The organism is Kitasatospora sp. NPDC094015 (assembly GCF_040304075.1).
Lineage (GTDB): Bacteria > Actinomycetota > Actinomycetes > Streptomycetales > Streptomycetaceae > Kitasatospora.
This window is the reverse complement of sequence record NZ_JBEOUL010000059.1, coordinates 1-17,291: the sequence shown is the minus strand read 5'-3', so window position 1 is coordinate 17,291 and position 17,291 is coordinate 1. Positions and strand designations below refer to the sequence as shown.

Below are 17,291 nucleotides of genomic sequence, written 5' to 3'. Positions count from 1 at the left end.
CCCACCACCGCCTCGACCCGCCTGCGAACCCGGTACGGGGCACACCCGCTCCACCTCCTCCTGATGGCGGGCTGCTTCGCGCTCGCCGCCTACGCGGCCCAGCGGCTCCTCACCGGGCGCAGCCTCGAGGTCGCGCTCTGGTTCATCGGCGGCGCCCTGCTGCACGACCTCGTCCTCGTCCCCCTGTACTCCGGCGCCGACCTCACCACCCGAACCGCGCTGGCCCCCCGCACCGCCGGCACCCGCGCAGGCGGAACCGGCCTGGTCAACCACGTCCGCGTCCCCGCGTTCCTGTCCCTGCTGCTGCTCCTGGTCTGGTTCCCCCTCGTCCTCGACCTCTCCGAGCCCTACCCCGGCGCCACCGCACTCTCCGAGACCGTCTACCTCACCCGCTGGCTGCTCATCACCGCAGCGCTGTTCACCGCCTCGGCGCTCCTGCTCGCCGGGCGCCTGCTGCTCGGGCGAGCCGGCCGGCACGATCCGGCGCCACCGCGGCCGCACCTCGGCGGTCCCGCGCCGCACCCTGAAACCGCTCCGCGCGGGCGCCGGCCGGTCGCACCGCCGACCGTGCCACCGCCGACCGGCCCCGACTCGCAGCACCGGGGCCCAGCAGCCCCCACGCCCGCCGCCATCGGCGCCCTGAACCCGAAGTCCTCTGCGGCTGCCGCGGCCGTGGTCCTGCTGGCGGCGGCAGCCGCCCTGGTGCTGATCCGGCTGCTCGTCCGACGCGCACTGCGCTACCGAACCGACCACCGCCACTCCGATCCGCAGGGACCACGCCCGTGACCGAGCACCCGCAGCTCACCGCCGACAGCCCGCCCTTCGGGTCCGAGCCCATCGACCTGTTCTCCCGGGCACCGGGCGGCACCGAGCCCCGGCTGCGGCTCAGGACACGCGGCGGCGCCCTGGTGCCGATCGACGTGCGGCGCTGGTGCTCCGCCGCCGACCCGGCGGACGAGGAACTGCTCAGGCGCTGCCGGGGCCCGGTGCTGGACATCGGCTGCGGGCCCGGCCGCCTGGTCGCCGCGCTGGCCCGCCGAGGCACCGACGCCCTCGGCGTGGACGTGGCCCCCACGGCGGGGGCCCTGGCCGAGGAGGCCGGCGCCCGCGTTCTGCGGACGAGCGTCTTCGACCCGCTCCCGGACGAGGGCGCGTGGGCCACCGTGATCCTGGCCGACGGCAGCGTCGGCATCGGCGGCGATCCCCACCTGCTGCTCGGCCGGATCCGCCGACTCCTCCACCCTGCCGGCCTGCTCCTCCTGGAGACCGAAACCGCGGAGACCGACCAGCGGCTGACGGCCCGCTGGGAGGACGGCGACGGCCGGCACAGCGGATGGTTCCCATGGGCCCGCCTGGGCGCGGGCGCGGCCCTGCGGGCAGCGGAGCAGGCCGGGCTGCGGCCCCGCGAGCAGTGGTCGCTCCGGGGCCGCCGCTTCCTCGCCCTCAACCCGACCGGACCGGGCGGACCAGCACCGGCCCGTTCGCCCCTCGTGCCCGCGACAGGCGGTGTCGCCCTGTGAGCGCGGCCGTGCCGGCGAGCGTCGACGTGGTGCTGCCCTGCCTCGACGAGGCGACCGCGCTGCCCTGGATCCTGCCCCGGATGCCGCTCGGCTGGCGGGCGATCGTCGTGGACAACGGCTCCACCGACGGCTCGGCCGACATCGCCCGCTCCCTCGGTGCCACCGTCGTGCGCGAGCAGCGGCGCGGTTTCGGCGCCGCCTGCCATGCGGGCCTGGCCGCCGCCAATGCCGACATCGTGTGCTTCATGGACTGCGACGCCTCCCTCGACCCGGCCCAACTGCCGCGCATCGTCCGACCGGTCGCCGACGGCATGGCAGACCTGGTGCTCGGCAGGCGCCGGCCCACCGCCCCCGGCGCGTGGCCCTGGCACGCGCGGGTCGCCAACGCGGCCCTTGCGGCGCGCCTGCGCGCACGCACCGGTGCGCCGCTGCACGACCTCGGCCCGATGCGGGCGGCCCACCGGACGCGGCTGCTGGCCCTGGGCCTCGGGGACCGCCGCTGCGGCTACCCGCTGGAGATGGTGCTGAGCGCGGCCGCGGCCGGCATGCGGATCACCGAACGCGAGGTCGACTACCTGCCGAGATCCGGCCGGTCCAAGGTCACCGGAACACTGCGCGGCACCCGGCAGGCCCTGGCGGACATGCGGGCCGTCCTCGCCGCGCCGCCGCCGACCCTGCTGGTCATCGCCAAGGAACCGCTGCCGGGCCGGGTCAAGACCCGCCTGACACCGTTCTGCAGCCCCGAACAGGCGGCAGCCCTCGCGGAGGCGGCGCTGCGCGACACCCTGATGCTCCTGGACACGGTGCCCGCCGGGATGCGGGTGCTGGTTCTGGAGGGTGAGCCCGGCCCGTGGTTGCCCGCGGGATGGCACACCGTTCCGCAGGGCGGCGCCGGCCTGGACGAGCGACTGGCCGCGGCCCTGGGCCACGCCCCGCCCCACGCACCCGCCCTCCTGGTCGGGATGGACACCCCGCAGCTCGCCGCGGGCATGCTCGCCGGGCCCCTGTCCCCGGCGGTGCGGGGCGAGGTCGACGCCTGGTTCGGGCCCGCCACGGACGGCGGGTTCTGGGCGCTCGGCCTCGCCGCGCCGTCCCCCCGGCTGGCGGGCCGGATCCTGCGCGGCGTCCCGATGTCCACCGCCGACACCGGCCGGATCGTCCTGCAGCGGCTCGAAACGGCCGGTCTGCGGGTGCACCGGCTTCCCGAACTCACCGACGTCGACACCCCCGCCGACGCGCGGGCCGTGGCCGCCCTCGCACCGCACACCCACTTCGCTCGTACCTGGCACTCGACGGAACGGACCGATCGGGCGCCCCGGGCGCCGGCCGGCCGCGCCACACGGGAGTGACCGGTCACGATCGAGGTCCGTCGAGGCACGGCTCGGATGCCGGGGCGGATCAGGGCGCCTACCGGACGTCGAGATTACGGGCCTCGACCTTGCTCTTCAGCGCGAGGATCGACGTCATCGGAACGCTCAGCTGGAGCCGGTCGGCGACGACGTCGGCGGCCCGCCCGATCGGCTCGTCCCTGAAAGCTGCCGAGAGCTGTCCGACCAGCACGGCCGTGAGTTCCAGCAGCACATCGTCCACCGGGATGGTCCTGGAGCCGTGGCGGGGAACGGCCGGCAACTGGTCGACGAGCGCGGCAAGCTGATCCCGCCCTTGGCGGTCAAGTGTGGTTCTCATGCGATCAATAGTGCGTGGGGGAGGTCCCTGCCGCAGTGGGGGCTGGACCGTCCGGGCAGCGGACCATCCCTGACGGACGCTCAGGATCCGATCCGGCCGCCGTCGCGCCCTTCCTGCGGTCGCCTCCTCCGGCGCGCTCGCGCTCCCGATCCGTCGACAGATCGGCGCAGGCCCGGGCGGGGGGTGGGCCGAACGGGTGAACCGGGGATGTTCGAGCAGTCCATGCCGGCGTGGGCGGCGAATGCGCGGTGTACGTAGCGCCGACTACTCGGGAAGGCGGTACGTGCATGGGGCGGGGCCCTGGCACTCAACAGGACGGGCCCCGCCCTCTCACGGCGTCGCGCCGCGGGAGAGGTGGTGCTACAGGCCGAGCAGGCCCAGACCGAGGATGCCACGGCCGAAGAGGCCGTTCCCGTGGTACCTACCCGACCTCGCCGTAGCAGTCGCTCTCGGCGTACTAGGTGGTGCTCTCGCTGTAGCTGACGTGCTCGGTTTTGGCCTGCACCTGGTGGTTGTAGAACTGCTCGCTCCCGTGGGTCCCGTGGGTCGGGGCGGCGAAGGCGGAGCCGGCCGCCGGGACGGCGACGATGCCGGCGGCGAGCAGGGAGCAGGCTATGCGCTTGTTCATGGGGCATCACTTCCGCCGCGGTGGACACGAGCTCCGCCCTGTCGGCCGCGCGCCCGGTACCACCCCATGGCTGCTCCGGATGCGCATCCGGCCGGGCAAGGAGGTCAGCCGACAACTTTGAGGGACGTGCGGGCGACCGGCACCTGGAGCGGATTGAAGGACGGGTCGGTGCGCAGGGCGTCGGCCAGGTGCTGGCGGGCCGCGTCGGCCAGGCCCAGCGAGCGTTCGATCTCACCGCGGTGGTAGGCGAACAGGGCGTTGTGCCAGCCGTGCTGCTGCGCCTGTTCGGCGAGCGGGAGGGCATCGGCGTCGTGGCCCTGGCGGTGCAGGGCCCAGGCGAGGGCGTCGGCGACCAGGACGTGGTGGCGGCGCTGCCATTCGGCGCGCAGGAGGGTCACGGCCTGTTCGGGGTCGCCGTGGTCGGCCTGGTACTGGCCGAGGGTGAGGTCGTCGACGACACCGTTGGCGGCGGCGAGCTGCTGTTCGGCGGTGAGCAGCCGGTACTGCTCCCGGGCCTCGGTGAGGTGGCCGAGTGATTCCTGGAGTTCGCCGAGTTCCAGCAGGTACTGGGGGAGCGGGACGCGGGCGAGGGCGGCGGTGTAGTCCCGGACGGCCGCGTCCGGGTCGCCGAGGGCGGCTTCGGCGCGCGCCCGGCCGGCCAGGGCGGGGGTGTAGGTGGGGTCGTCGGCGAGCGCCTGGTGGTATCCCGTCAGGGCCTGTTCGACGTGGCCGCCGTTGCGGTCGAGTTCGGCGATCTGGTACCGGCAGAAGGCCCGGTCGGCGGGGTCGAAGGCGTCCTCGAGGGCGCGTTGCAGGGCCGTGCGGGCGTCGTCGGTGCGGCCGTGCTGTTCGAGGTCGTAGGCGGCCCGGGTGAAGGACGCGGTGCCGGGCCGCAGGTCCAGCAGGTGCTGGACGGCTTCGGTGGCACCCTGGTCGTCGCCGAGCTGGGTGCGGGCGTCCGCGAGGACGGCGTACGCGGGCCAGTGCAGGGGAGCGGCCGCGATCGCGCGCTCGGCGAGGTCGCGGGCGTCGGCGAACCGGTGCCGGGCGTTGGCGAGCGCGCCGAGGCCGGTGAGGGCATCGGCGTTGCCGTCCGGCTGGGTGCTCAGCGAGCGGTTCAGGGCCTCGTCGGCCTTGGGGTAGTAGGCGGGGTCGGCGGTGAGCCGCGCCTGCTCGACGTACTCGGCCCCCAGGCGGGACCAGCCGGCGGCGTCCGCCGGGGAGGTGCGCAGTCGCTGCTGGTCCTTGGCGATGCCCCGGGCGAGCGAGCTGTCCACACCCGGGGGCTCGTGCAGCGAGCTGTCCGCCGAGGTCGAGCGTGGTGTCGTTCCGGCCCGGTCCACCACCCCCAACGCGGCCAGGCCGCCGCAGAGGACGGCGGTGGTGATCAGCAGCGGCAGGCGGCGCATCAAGATCCTTCGGCGGCATGGTGGGAGCGGTCGGCCGGGCGGGCGGCCGACCTGGTTTTCGGCCACCCGCAGCGGGCGCGTCAGTTGGGCTGGTTGACGGCCTTGTCGTACGGCAGCGCGACGTAGGGGAAAACGGTGCCGAACGGCTTGTCCGCGGTGTTGACCTTGTCACCGGCGGCCAGCGCGGCGATCAGGTGGCCGGGGGTGGCGCCCTCCATCACCTGGAGCGCGATGTCGACCACGTCGTCGGTCAGCCGGCGGCCGTTGGGGAAGCCCTGGAAGTCGCCGTTCAGGACGCCGAGCCGGTCGGGGTTCGCGGTGACCGGGGTGGACATGTTGAGCCGCAGTTCCTCGGCGGGGACGAACTTCTTGGCGTTGATGTCCTTGTTCATCAGCTGCGAGTTGAGGTCGACCTGGAAGGGGCCGCCGGTGGCCTTGGCGATACCGGTCAGGAAGATCTCCTGGAGGTCGGTGCGCGGGGTGGCCGGGGCCGGCAGGCCGTAGATCGCCTGGACGAGCTGCGGCACCTCCGGGTTGAGGACCTTGTTCACGACGGCTGGCTGGTTGTGGTCCTCCGACGGCGGCAGGGAGTTGAAGGCGTCCTTGAGGCCGGCCGGCAGCACGACCTCGTTGACGAGCGGGTTGCCGAGGCGCGAGACCTGGACGTACTTGCCCGCGGGCTCGGCCTTGCCGGGGCTGAGCTTCATGGTCTGCTTCTCGGTGCTCGACCAGACGCCGATGACCGGGTTGCGACCGGGATCACCCTTGTACGCGAGGCGGCTCTTGGGGATCTGGATGGACAGCGAATTGACGTTGTACCCGGCCAGGGTGTTCTGGCCGACCTCGGAGAGGTTGCCGCCGTAGAGCAGGTCGAAGACGCGCAGGTCGAGGAAGAACGGGTCGGCGGCCTGGGTCGCCACGGTCTGGCCGCCGTCCGGCAGCTGCACGGTGGCCTGCTGGCGCAGCCCGGCGTAGTTGGGCATGGAGGCGCGGCCGGTGTCGGAGGGTGCGGCGGTGCCGTGCTCGACCAGCGTCACCGGGTCGCAGCCGGGCCGCAGCTCCTGGAGCGTGTAGTACTGCCGGAACAGCAGGGTGGGGTCGGTGAGGTTGTTCACGACGCCGTTGTTGTAGAGGAAGGTGTTGGTGCCGCGCCGGTCCTCGGTGTGGAAGGTCCAGCGGTAGGTGAGGTCGGGCTTGCCGGTGCCCTGGGAGTCGATGTTGATGTCGTAGTGGGCGCCGTCGGCCCAGGGGTAGAAGTTCGGTCCGCCGTTGGGCTCCTGGAACGGGAGCCAGTTGGCGACCAGGGTGACGGTGTCCTGGTTGTCGGGGCTGGTGAAGGCGTAGACGTCGGTGTTGTCGACCTGCGGGTCGGCGGCGATCAGCGGGGCCTCGCGGTGGCTGGAGGCGCTGCTGACACCGGCTCCGGCGCCGAGGACCGCGGTGCTGGCGAGCCCGAGCGCCAGGGTGGTGAGGATCGCCGCGGTGCGGGCGGTGGAGCTTGTGCGGGCAGGTCGGCGCGTGACGTTCATGCGGGTGGGGTTCTCGCTTCCATGACGGGGACGATCCCGCACCGGGCCGGGGCGGCCGCGGAGCGTGGATCCGGCTGCGCAGCCGCACTCGGCACTGTGGACCGGATCCCGTCCGCACTTCGTCAGGCCGGATGGCGCGGTCTGGTGGCGTCACCCGCCCGGTCCAGAAGGATCACCCGGGTGGGCGCCCCGTGAGCGCTCCGGCGCGCGCCGAGGAGCGGCGCCTCACCTACGACTGGCTCTCGCCGGCCGCGACCGCCGGCGTGACGGCCGCCTCGCGCAGGCCCCATCGCTGTTCGATCCGGGCGAACTTCCACACCCCGAGGGCGATGATCCAGGTGACGAGGAACAGCCCGACGACCACGAATCCGACCGCGTTGAGGTCGAGCCCGGTCACCCAGTCCCAGAAGGTGCCGCGCAGGTGGAGCTCGTCGGCGAGGAGGCCGAGCAGCTCGACGGTGCCGATGACGAGCGCGACGGCGACCGACAGGCTGGTGATGGCTAGGTTGTAGTAGATCTTGCGGACGGGCTCGGAGAACGCCCAGCCGTAGGCGAAGTTCATGAACGAGCCGTCGACGGTGTCCAGCAGGCACATGCCGGCGGCGAACAGCACCGGCAGGCACAGGATCGCGTACCACGGCAGTCCGGAGGCGGCTCCGGAGCCGGCGAGCACCAGCAGGGCGATCTCCGTCGCGGTGTCGAACCCGAGACCGAAGAGCATGCCCAGCGGGTACATCTGCCACGGCCTGCGCACCGACCTCGTCACCCGGCCCAGCAGACGGTTCATCAGGCCGCGCTTGTCGAGCTGCTCCTCCAGCGCGGCCTCGTCCAGGTGCCCCGACCGCATCCTGCGGAACACCTTCCAGATGCCGGCCAGGACGACGAGGTTGATGATCGCGATCAGGTACAGGAAGGAACCGGAGACCGCCGTGCCGATGAGACCGGTGACCTGGTGAAGGCCGGAGCTGTCGTCCTGGAGCGGACCGGCGAGGGACTTGATCCCGAGGGAGAGCAGGACAGCGAGGGCGAACACCACGGACGAGTGGCCGAGGGAGAACCAGAAGCCCACGGAGAGCGGGCGCTTGCGCTGCTCCATGAGCTTGCGGGTGGTGTTGTCGATCGCGGCGATGTGGTCGGCGTCGAAGGCGTGCCGCATGCCGAGGGTGTAGGCGGTGACGCCGATCCCGATGCCGAAGGTCTTCTGCCCGATCGCGTGGTGCTCGGGGGCGACGACGGCGACCAGGGTGCCCCAGCCGATGATGTGCAGGGCTGCGATGAAGCCGCCCATGCCGGCCAGACGCCGCCACTCCTGACGGGTGATCGACACCACGGTGCTCGCGCGGCCGGGTCTGGGCGGGTCCTGGGCTGCGGATGAGGAGGCCATGGGCGTCCTTCCTGCCTCGACGGCCGGGGCATCACACGCGGTGCCGCGGTCTCGTAGTTGCACTATCGGCGCAACTGGGAGCCGATGTCACGGGGCGCGCCGGGGCGCGTTGAGGTGCGGCACCGGCGCCCTGCCGGCGGGCGGCCCGCTGTCGGTCATCGGTTCGGTCGTGGGGAACGGGAGTCCGAAGGACGGGGGCCAAGCGGGTGATGCCGCCGCCCGAACCGGAGTGGTGGCGATCCGGCACCACCTCCGGCCCCGGATGGTGAGCGTCGGGCCCCTGCCCTGCATCCCTTCTCTGCCCGCCGGGCCGGGCGTCGCCGCTGCGGCTCCCGGCCCGTCCCCGGAGGCCCAGCGTGGCGCTACCGCGATTCCTTGTCCGGTCCGGCACGGCGGTGTCAGGCGCGCTGCTGCTCCTCGGCCTCGCCGCACCGGTCGCCGGCGCGCATCCCCTCGGGAACTTCTCGCTCAACCACTACCTCGGCTTCACCGTCCACCCGGACCACATCGAGGTCCTCGCTGTCACGGACACGGCCGAGATCCCCACGCTGCAGGAACAGCCGAAGGTCGACCGCAACGGCGACGGCACCATGGACGACACCGAGCGCGCCGCCTGGGCGGCCGACCAGTGCGCGCAGACCGCGCAGCTCCTGCGTATGACCGCCGATGAGGCGGCGATGCCCCTGACCTGGCGCACGGGATCGGCGCAGTTCCGCTACCAGGACGGCGCGGCGGGACTGCGCACCAGCCGCCTGGAGTGCCTCCTGCTGACCGACCTGCACATCCCCGCCACCGGTACCACCCTTCGCGTCGACGGCGGGAGTGACCCGAGCCGGGTCGGCTGGAACGAGATCACCGCCCGCGGCGAGGGCACCACCCTCGACCCCACCGACGTCCCCGCCAGCTCGCTCTCCGAGGAACTGCGGAACTACCCCCGCGACCTGCTCGACAGCCCCAGCGGAGTCACCCACGCGCAGTTTCGGGCCGTACCCGGCAACAGCACGGCCCCGGCCGCGGGAACGGCCGTCAAGGCCGACGGATCCGGGCCCGCGGCATGGCTCGCCGGCCTCGACGCCCGCCTCACCCGACTCGGCGCCGCCCAGCGCCTGACCGTCCCGCTCGGCCTGCTCGCCGTGCTGCTCTCGGTCGTCCTCGGCGCCGGGCACGCCCTGCTGCCCGGACACGGCAAGACCGTCATGGCCGCCTACCTGGCCGGCCGCCGCGGCCGCACACGCGACGCGGTCACCGTCGGAGCCACCGTCACGCTCACCCACACCGCAGGCGTCCTCATCATCGGCCTGTGCCTGACCGCGTCCTCCTCGCTGGCGGGCGACGTGCTGCTCGGCTGGCTGGGCGTGCTCAGCGGCGCCCTGGTCGCTGTCGTGGGCGCCGCACTGCTCACCGACGCCGTCCGGCGCTCTCGGAGCACCCGACACCACGGGCACCTCGCGCACACCCACACCCACGTCGACGCCGACAGCGAGCCGGCCAGGGAACTCGCGCACACCTCCGCGGCGGTCGGGCCCCACGACCACCCGCACCCGCACGAGCACACCCACGACCACCCGCACCCGCACGCCCACCACGAGCACACGCGTGGAGAGAACAGCCACGACCACGACCACGGTCACCGGCACGGCCTGTTCGGGGCCGGTCGCCATCACCACCACGACTCAGCTGCACCCGGTCGGCGTGGTCTGATCGGTCTCGGCATCGCCGGCGGTCTGGTGCCCAGCCCGTCCGCTCTGGTGGTCCTACTGGGCGCCGTCGCGCTCGGCCGGACCCTCTTCGGCGCGGCCCTCGTGCTCGCCTACGGGCTCGGCATGGCCGCCACCCTGACCGCCGTCGGCCTGCTTCTGGTCCGCCTGGGCCATCGGGTCGCCGGCGCCGCGGACGGCCCCGTCATCGGCCGGCTGCGCCGAATCACCCCGTACAGCACCCTGCTGACCGCGCTGCTCATCCTGACCGTGGGAGTGGGCCTCGTCCTCCGAAGCCTGCCCGCAACCTTGTGACCGACCGTCCCCTGCCGGAGGCCGACCATGATGCCCGCCAACCCCGTACGCCGATCCATCGAGTTCCTCCTCCTTGCCCTGCTGGGCGCCCCGCTGCTGACGGCGTGCGCGGGAACGGCGGGGGGCAGCTTCGACGCGCAACCCGGCACCCCCTCCCCGTCCTGCATCCAGCACCAGAGCCAGGAACCGGGCGCCAGGTACACCGGCGGCGAGAAATCCGATCCGCGGTCGGTGCTGGAGATGATGCGCTTCTACACGGCCAACGGGACCAAGGCGTTCTGCGACGGCAAGCCGCCGACCGACATCGACCGCCGCTGGACCGAGCTGTACGCCACACTCGGCGGCGACCCGAGCCACGTCCCGCAGCCGAACCCGTAGCCGGCCGGCCGGCTCAGGCCGTTCCGTCCGCGTCCTTCAGAGCGGCCAGGGCGGCGCGGGCGGCCGGGGCGTGCAGCGGGTGGAAGACGGGGTTGATCGCCAGCGCGGTCTCCAGCTCGACCCGCGCTTCTGCCGGCCGCCCGAGCCCCTTGAGGATCACGGCACGGTGGTAGTGGAACAGGGCGTTGCGCATTCCCAGGGCCAGCGCCTCGTCCGACTGCGCCAACGCCTCCCCGTCGCGGCCGTCGACGTGCAGGGCCCAGGCGTAGGCGTCGTGCATCTCCAAGAACGGCCGTGTCTTCAGGCCCTGTTCGGCGATGGAGACCGCCTTGCCCGGGTCACCGTGGTCGGCTTCGAACAAGGCCGCGTCGGTGTCCAGGGACACCCCGTTGTCGGCGAACAGGCTCTGCTCGGCACGGAACACCTTGTACTGCTGCTCCGCCTCGCCCGCGCGGCCCAGGGACTGGAGCAGTTCACCGAGTTCGAGGACGTACTCGGGCTGGGGCACCTGGGCGAGCGCGCGCTGGAAGTCCGCGACGGCGGTGGCGGTGTCACCGACCGCGGCTTCGGCCTTGGCCCTGGCCTCCAGGAGCGATGCGTTGCCGGGGGCGGCGCGCAGGCCCGCGTCGGCGTGGGTCAGCGCGGTTCGGGCGTCGCCGTTGTCGAGGGCCAGCTGGCTAAGATGGTAGCGGGCGAAGGCCTGGTCCGCAGGGGTGTTGGCGTCGTCGAGCGCGCGCTTCATCGCGGCGGTGGCCCGGGCGACGTCGCCGCGCAGCTCCCAGGTGTAGGAGGCGCGGGCCAGCGACGGGGTGCCCGGTTTGAGGTCGACCATGCGCTGCACCGCATCGAACGACTCGGGGTAGCGGCCGAGCTGGGTGTAGGCGTCGGCGAGGGTCCCGTAGAGGGTGGAGCTGTCCGGGTTGACCGCGATCGCCTCCCGGGACCAGTCCAGGGCCGCGGTGAAGTCGTGCCGGGCGGCCTCCAGTGCGGCCATGCCGGCCATGGCGGTGAAGTTCTCCGCCTGCTCCGTGCCCAAGGACAGGGTCAGGACGGCTTCCGCCTTCGGATAGTAGGACGGGTCGGCGGTGATCTTGGCCTGCTGGACGTAGGCCAGGCCGAGGGACGCCATGGCGAGGGCGTCCCCGGGGACGGACTTCAGGTGCTCCTGCAGACCCCGGATGTCGGCATCCAGGCCGACACCGCCGGCCGTACGGCCGGCGTCCACGCTCCCGGCGGTGGTCCGATCGCCACCACCCTGTGGGGCCAGCCCGAGGCCCCCGGCCAGGAACAGGCCGACACCGAGGACGGTGACCACGGCAGCGGGCAGCAGACGACGTCGGTTCACGGAGAACTCCAGACGGAGGCGCGGCGGGGCAGGGATCACCGCGGATTAGGGGAAGCGAAAACCACCAGGTTGGAGAGGTACTCCCGGCTGCCGCGGTCGTAGGTGCCGCTGCAGGTGATCAACCGCAGGCCCGACCCGGCGGTGCTGCCGAACACGAGGTCGTCGGGGAACTCGTCCTTGGCGTAGCTGCGAAGGGCCTGCACGGTGAACGTGCTGGTGGTGCGATCCGCAGCGTCCACGGCAACCGTGTCGCCCGGACGCAGGACGGACAGGCCGGCGAAGACGGCGGGTCCGGTGCGGGCGTCGACATGCCCGACGATCACCGCGGCGCCCGGGTCCCCGGGGACGGGGCCCTGGCTCCACCAGCCGGCGACCTCAGGGTCGTCCGGTGCGCCGAGGTGCCCGTCGTCCTGGACCTGCAGCTCCGTCAGCGCGCTGTCCACATCGATCCGCGGGATCCGTATCCGCACCGGCGGTGCTCGGCGGCTCGCGGACGTCGCGCCCGCACCGGACATCTGCTCCGGCACGGTGCCGACGTCCTCGACAACGACCGGCCCCCGGCCTCCGCGACCCGCCAACGTCACCGTCCCCGCCCCGGCGAGCACCAGACCGAGCACCAGGGCGACGACCGCCGCCGCAGCGCCCCCGGAACGCCGGGCCTCACGCGGTCGCCGGCCCCTCGCGAGAAGGTACCGGCGACCGGAGCCGAGGGGACGGGTCACTGCTGGCCGCTGCGCCGGCGGCGAAGCGTGAGCACCGCTGCTGCGGTGAGCAGGACGCCGCCGCCGAGGGCGGTGGCACCGACGACCGGGAAGCCGCTCAGCGAGAGGCCGCCGAGGCCGGCGGCGACGCCGCCGCCGGGGTTGTCGGAGGTGGCCTGGTTGACGGCGGCGGTGTTCGGCAGCGCGACGTAGGGGAAGGTCTTCCCGAAGGCGTGGTCGTTGGCGTTCACGCCGTCACCGGCGGCCAGAGCGGGCACGATCGTGCCGCTCTGGGCCGCGCCCTCCAAGGCCTGCAGCTCGATGTCGACGACGTCGTCGGCCAGGCGCCGCCCGTTGGGGAATCCGGCCAGGTCCTGACCGAGGACACCCAGGCGGTTGGGGGTGGCGGCCGGCGGGACGGACATGTTGAGCCGCAGTTCCTCCCCGGGCAGGAACTTGTCCTTGCTGACGTCGGCGTTCAGCTGCTGGGAGTTGAGATCGGTTGCGATGGGGCCGCAGGCCTTGCAGATACCGGTGAGGAAGATCTCCACCAGGTCGTTGCGCGGGGTGGCGGGGGCCGGGATGCCGTAGACGCTCTGGATGAGCTTCGGCACGATCGGGTCCTTGACCTTGTCGACCACCGGGGTGACGGTGGCGTCCTTCTCGGGGCTGAGCGCGTTGAAGGCGTCCTTGTACTTGATCGGGACGACGACCTCGTTGATCAGCGGGTTGCCGAGCCGGGAGACCTGACGGTAGCCCTCGCCGCCCTTGTCGGCGCCCGCGCCCTCGCCGCCCTTGTCGGCGACGACGGTGGTGCCCTTGCGGTCGGTGGTGGACCACACCCCGACCACCGGATTGCGGGTCGGGTCGCCCTTGAGCGCGAGATCCTTCTTCGGGACCTGGATGGCGATGGTGTTGACGTTGTAGCCGCTGAGGGTGTCGTGCCCGGATTCCTTGAGGTTCCCGCCGTAGAGCAGGTCGAAGACCCGCAGGTCGAGGAAGAACGGGTCGTCCGCCTGCCCGGCGAGAGTCTGTCCACCGCCGGGCAGTTCGAGGGTGGCCTGCTTGCGCAGCGCCGCGTAGTTCGGCATCGAGGCCTGGCCGGTGTTCGACGGTGCCGCGACGGCGTCCTTGAGCAGCGTCTTCGTGCTGCCGTCCGCGTGGGTCTCGGTGAGGGTGTACGTCTGGCGGAAGTTCAACGTCGGGTCGTCGAGGTTGTTCACGACACCGGTGTTGTACAGGAACTGGTTGGCGTCGTCGCGGTAGTGGTTGCTGAACGTCCACGTGTAGGTCGTGTCGGCCCTGCCGTCACCGTCGGCGTCGATCTTGATGTTGTAGCGGGCGTCCTCCGCGAACGCGTAGAAGTTCGGGCCGCCGTTGGGTTCCTCGAAGGGGATCCAGTTCGCGATCAACGTGACGGTGTCGGGCTTGTCGGGGCTGACGAACGCGTACACGTCGGTGTTGTCCGCCCGCGGATCGCCTGCGATCAGCGGCGCCTCGCGGTGGCTGGAGGCGGAGCTGACACCGGGGGTGAGCCCGGCCAGGGCGCCGGCGGCGGCGAGGGCGAGCACGCCCACCCCGGCGAGCGGCCGCTCGGCGCGGCGGGCCAGGGAAGGCAGGCGGGGCGAACGAGGAGGCTGCATGATCCATCTTTCTGGAGAGCGGCCCGGATCGGCGGTCCGCGGCGGGCCGGCCACGGCCACGCGGACGACGGAGCCCTGCATCCGGGCGCAGGACACCCCGTGTCGGCTTCCACACGAACACGCTGCCTCGCGCCGACGATCATGGCTGGGACAGTTCTCGGGTGCGCCGCCCGGTGCCCGAACGACGGTGGTAAGCCATTCATAAAGTCATCACGCCCCGTATCGGCGCGCTCACCGGGATGAGCCGTTCGGGACGGCAGGGAGTCGGAGGCCGTTCCCTCCACCGGCCACGTCCGGCCGGCTGTCCCTGGCAACCCACCGACCACGCGAAGACCTGGAACGCCGTCCGCACCGACGCCAACAAGCCCGCCATCAGCGACACACGGGCTCCCGTGCCAGAAGTCCGTAGACACGGCCGCAGAGCCACCACCGCGGCGCGGTCGCTGAGCTCGCCCTCCCGCCGAAGGAGGCGATGCACACCGTCAGCCTCGACTACGTCCTGGGCCGGTACCCGTCCCCGACGACCTCCTGCCCGTCGACGACGCCGCGGACCCGCACCTGCGCCCGGCCCGACCCCACGCCACCCGGCAACGAACCGAGCTCCACCGCGGCGCCCGCCCCCCAGACCGCTCCGGATCGGACTCCTCGAAGTGCACGGGTTGCTTTCGCACCGTCAGGCTGTGCCGCCACCCGCGACGGCGGTCGTCACGATGCCTGGCCTCCGCGTTGCTGCTGCCGACGGCGCCGACCTCGTCCTCTACCGGCCGGGAGGCGGCTCCGCAGCGCCGAGCTAGGTCACTGAGCTCCGACCAGCCCCGACCCGGGAGGGCCAACTGCATGAAGTCGGATCGCGCTGAACCGACCGGCTGCCGCGGCCGTGCACGTCGGCTGACAGGGCCTACCTGACACAACCTGCGGGAATGAGGCGAATCGGGCGGCCTGACCTGGCCACCTGGGCGGTGCCCCAGGTACCGGCGACGTACCTGCGCCGCGGTCGGCCGGGAGATGCCATTGCGTCAGGGTCCGCGATCGACGTAGACGCTGTTCCTCATCCGGCCCGCCCTCCAGCCACCCCGGCGAGCCCCCACCGCAGAACCCTCCGCCCTGTCCGACCGCCCGGTGACCCTCCCCAACCCTGCCCGCCCGACCGCCCCAAGGGCGTGGCCGGACGGGCACGGGAGTCCTCGGGTCAGAACGCGACGATGCCCTCACCGCCGACCGCGCCGGGGACAACGTGCGAGCCGAGCGCGGTCAGTGAGCCGTCCTGGTTGACCTTGAACTCGTCCAGAATGCCGTTGATCCCGGTCTGGACGTAGAGGTACCGGCCGTCCCCGGACGCGGCGGAGTCGACGGTCCCGGGGTCGGTGGTGGTGTTGCCGAGCGCGGTGAGCACACCGTTCGGGCCGACCCGGAAGCCGCTGACGGAGGCGCTACCGGTGTTGGAGACGTACAGGAACTCGCCCGCGGCGGTGATCCAGCACGTGGCGACCTGCCCGGTCGGTGCGGCGGCGGACTGCATGACCGTGCCGTCGTCGTGGACGTGAACGGTGGCGACGGCACTCGGCCCGGCCTGGGTGAGGAAGAGTCCCTTGGCGCCGTCGGTGACGAAACTGAACGGCACCGCACCGGGCTGCACGGTGACCACCGGGTCTGAGGCGGGGGCTCCGGAGTGCTCCAGGTCGAAGACGTCGATGCTGTTGCCGTTGGCCTTGGTGGTGACCACCAACTTGGAGCCGTCTCCGGTGAAGCCCACCTGCCCCGGGGTGTTGACGAACTGCGGGGTCGCGTTCGGGTCGAGACCCAGGCAGCGGTTCCAGTCGGCGTGCTGCGCCAGGCGTCCGTGCTCGACGGTGAAGCCCTGGATCGAGCCACCGTCCAGGGCGTTGAGCACGTAGACCACGTCCCCGTGCACGGCGACGCTGACCGGGAACCGGCCGCCGGAAGGAACGATCTGGCGCCGCTCCAGCCGGTCACCGTCGACCGCGAAGACGGTCACGGTGTCGCTGCCCGCGTTGACCGCGTAGAGCAGGGCGTGCCGGGGGTCGTAGGTGAGCGAGCCCTGTGATGCCAAGTGGTCGGTGACCGAGCCGTCCAGCACCCCGCCGAGGCCGCCGGTGTCGTACACCCCGGCCTGCGCCAGCCGGCCGTCCTCGCCACGGTGGTAGGCGACGATCTGATTACCCGCGGTGTTGTCAGTCTGGGCGAACACGGCGTGCCGGCCGCCACCGCCGTGGCCGTAGTCGTCATCGGCTGCCGGGGTGGCGGACACGGCGGGGGCGGAGACGGCGGCGGCCACGAGAGCGGTCGCGACGGCGACACCGAGACGGGCGAGATTCTGCACGATGCACTTCTTCCAGGCAGAGGGAAACGGCGTCCTGATCGGACGTGCGGGGCGCCGGACGGACAACTCCCAGTGGCTCGACGTCACATCCGAACGGGCGCCGGTCCGACACCCGCAAGGCGCACCTTATGTGACTTTATGTCGGAATATTCGGAAGCGGCGCGCGATCGGACCGATCGGTATTGCCGGCAGGCGGCCGGCAACCCGAACCACGGGCAGCCCGGCACGGGCCACGGCCGGGGGCGGCGTCCGCAGTCGTCGCGAGGAGGACGGGAGGACGCGGCCCGGTGTCCGGCTGGCGGCTGGGGGCCAGCCGCGCCGAACCGAGCGGGGTGGCCGACGAAGAAGAGACATTCCCGGCGATCGGGATGCGATGCGTGGACGAGGTGATCGCAGCGCCTTACGAGGCGCATGGGCGGCCGCGGCCGCGGGCCGGTTCGACCACCGCGGGCTGAACTGCCTGCCGACGGGCTGTAGGGGCACGTTCGGCCGTGCCGCCGACACGGGCGGTGCAACCTGGGGCCTATGGAGTCCGCCGTGCGTAGTTGCTGGCGAAGTCCCAGGCCGTTGGCGTTCCGGCTGCGCCGGGACCAGCGATGTGGCACCCAGGCCGCGCAACCGGCGGCGAATGCGGTGTGTGCGTAGCGCCGACTACTCGGGAAGGCGGTACGTGCAAGGGGCGGGGCCCTGGCACTCAACAGGACGGGCCCCGCCC

Annotated in this window: 14 protein-coding genes and 1 pseudogene; 6 read left to right on the top strand and 9 right to left on the bottom strand. The window is 72.6% G+C overall.

All coding sequences use genetic code 11. From position 1 onward, the window contains the following. The 4 genes and pseudogenes from ABT014_RS33680 to ABT014_RS33665 form a co-directional block, all read left to right on the top strand. Window positions 1–786 (top strand): hypothetical protein (locus tag ABT014_RS33680; protein WP_350643515.1); only part of this gene is annotated, 786 nt, incomplete at its 5' end. Further along, window positions 783–1,520 carry a methyltransferase domain-containing protein gene (locus ABT014_RS33675; RefSeq protein ID WP_350643513.1) on the top strand — a complete coding sequence of 246 codons (738 nt, stop codon included), beginning with the start codon at window positions 783–785 and terminating at the stop codon, window positions 1,518–1,520. The genes ABT014_RS33680 and ABT014_RS33675, both read left to right, overlap by 4 nt. A gap of 80 nt (window positions 1,521–1,600) precedes the next feature. Beyond that, window positions 1,601–2,188: pseudogene (locus tag ABT014_RS33670) on the top strand (glycosyltransferase family 2 protein); the annotation flags it as partial. Continuing rightward, window positions 2,162–2,869, top strand: a complete 708-nt coding sequence (locus ABT014_RS33665) for a TIGR04282 family arsenosugar biosynthesis glycosyltransferase (RefSeq protein WP_350643517.1) — start codon at window positions 2,162–2,164, stop codon at window positions 2,867–2,869. The pseudogene ABT014_RS33670 and the gene ABT014_RS33665, both read left to right, overlap by 27 nt. Before the next feature lie 58 nt (window positions 2,870–2,927). Here the strand turns inward: ABT014_RS33665 and ABT014_RS33660 are convergent, their stop codons facing one another. The 5 genes from ABT014_RS33660 to nicT all read right to left on the bottom strand — a co-directional run bounded on the left by ABT014_RS33660 (window position 2,928) and on the right by nicT (window position 8,093). After that, a complete protein-coding gene (locus tag ABT014_RS33660; RefSeq protein WP_350643511.1) occupies window positions 2,928–3,206 on the bottom strand; it encodes a hypothetical protein in 279 nt (92 codons plus the stop codon). A 457-nt stretch (window positions 3,207–3,663) separates the two neighbouring features. Further along, complete coding sequence (locus ABT014_RS33655; protein ID WP_350643509.1) at window positions 3,664–3,834, bottom strand: hypothetical protein; 171 nt, start codon at window positions 3,832–3,834, stop codon at window positions 3,664–3,666. A gap of 104 nt (window positions 3,835–3,938) precedes the next feature. Beyond that, window positions 3,939–5,243: a tetratricopeptide repeat protein gene (locus ABT014_RS33650; RefSeq protein WP_350643507.1), complete on the bottom strand. Its 1,305-nt coding sequence runs from the start codon at window positions 5,241–5,243 to the stop codon at window positions 3,939–3,941. Window positions 5,244–5,323: 80 nt separating this feature from the next. Continuing rightward, window positions 5,324–6,772 (bottom strand): DUF4331 domain-containing protein, encoded by a 1,449-nt coding sequence (locus ABT014_RS33645; protein WP_350643505.1) that lies wholly within the window; start codon window positions 6,770–6,772, stop codon window positions 5,324–5,326. A gap of 229 nt (window positions 6,773–7,001) precedes the next feature. After that, window positions 7,002–8,093 (bottom strand): Nickel transporter NicT, encoded by a 1,092-nt coding sequence (nicT, locus tag ABT014_RS33640; protein ID WP_502895146.1) that lies wholly within the window; start codon window positions 8,091–8,093, stop codon window positions 7,002–7,004. Window positions 8,094–8,551: 458 nt separating this feature from the next. Between nicT and ABT014_RS33635 the strand changes: the two genes are divergently transcribed. Together ABT014_RS33635 and ABT014_RS33630 are read left to right on the top strand one after the other, a co-directional pair. After that, window positions 8,552–10,168: a high frequency lysogenization protein HflD gene (locus tag ABT014_RS33635; RefSeq protein WP_350643501.1), complete on the top strand. Its 1,617-nt coding sequence runs from the start codon at window positions 8,552–8,554 to the stop codon at window positions 10,166–10,168. 27 nt (window positions 10,169–10,195) lie between these two features. Then, window positions 10,196–10,546 carry a hypothetical protein gene (locus ABT014_RS33630; protein ID WP_350643499.1) on the top strand — a complete coding sequence of 117 codons (351 nt, stop codon included), beginning with the start codon at window positions 10,196–10,198 and terminating at the stop codon, window positions 10,544–10,546. 13 nt (window positions 10,547–10,559) lie between these two features. Here ABT014_RS33630 and ABT014_RS33625 read toward each other — a convergent pair whose 3' ends face one another. From ABT014_RS33625 to ABT014_RS33610, 4 genes are all read right to left on the bottom strand, one after another. Next, window positions 10,560–11,891, bottom strand: coding sequence for a tetratricopeptide repeat protein (locus tag ABT014_RS33625; protein WP_350643497.1), 1,332 nt, complete (start codon window positions 11,889–11,891; stop codon window positions 10,560–10,562). Window positions 11,892–11,926: 35 nt separating this feature from the next. Further along, entirely contained in the window at window positions 11,927–12,418 is a 492-nt protein-coding gene (locus ABT014_RS33620) for a class F sortase (protein ID WP_350643495.1), read from the bottom strand. A gap of 191 nt (window positions 12,419–12,609) precedes the next feature. Then, entirely contained in the window at window positions 12,610–14,235 is a 1,626-nt protein-coding gene (locus ABT014_RS33615; RefSeq protein WP_350643493.1) for a DUF4331 domain-containing protein, read from the bottom strand. A 1,189-nt stretch (window positions 14,236–15,424) separates the two neighbouring features. Then, window positions 15,425–16,576 carry a lactonase family protein gene (locus ABT014_RS33610; protein WP_350643491.1) on the bottom strand — a complete coding sequence of 384 codons (1,152 nt, stop codon included), beginning with the start codon at window positions 16,574–16,576 and terminating at the stop codon, window positions 15,425–15,427. Window positions 16,577–17,291: the final 715 nt, after the last annotated feature.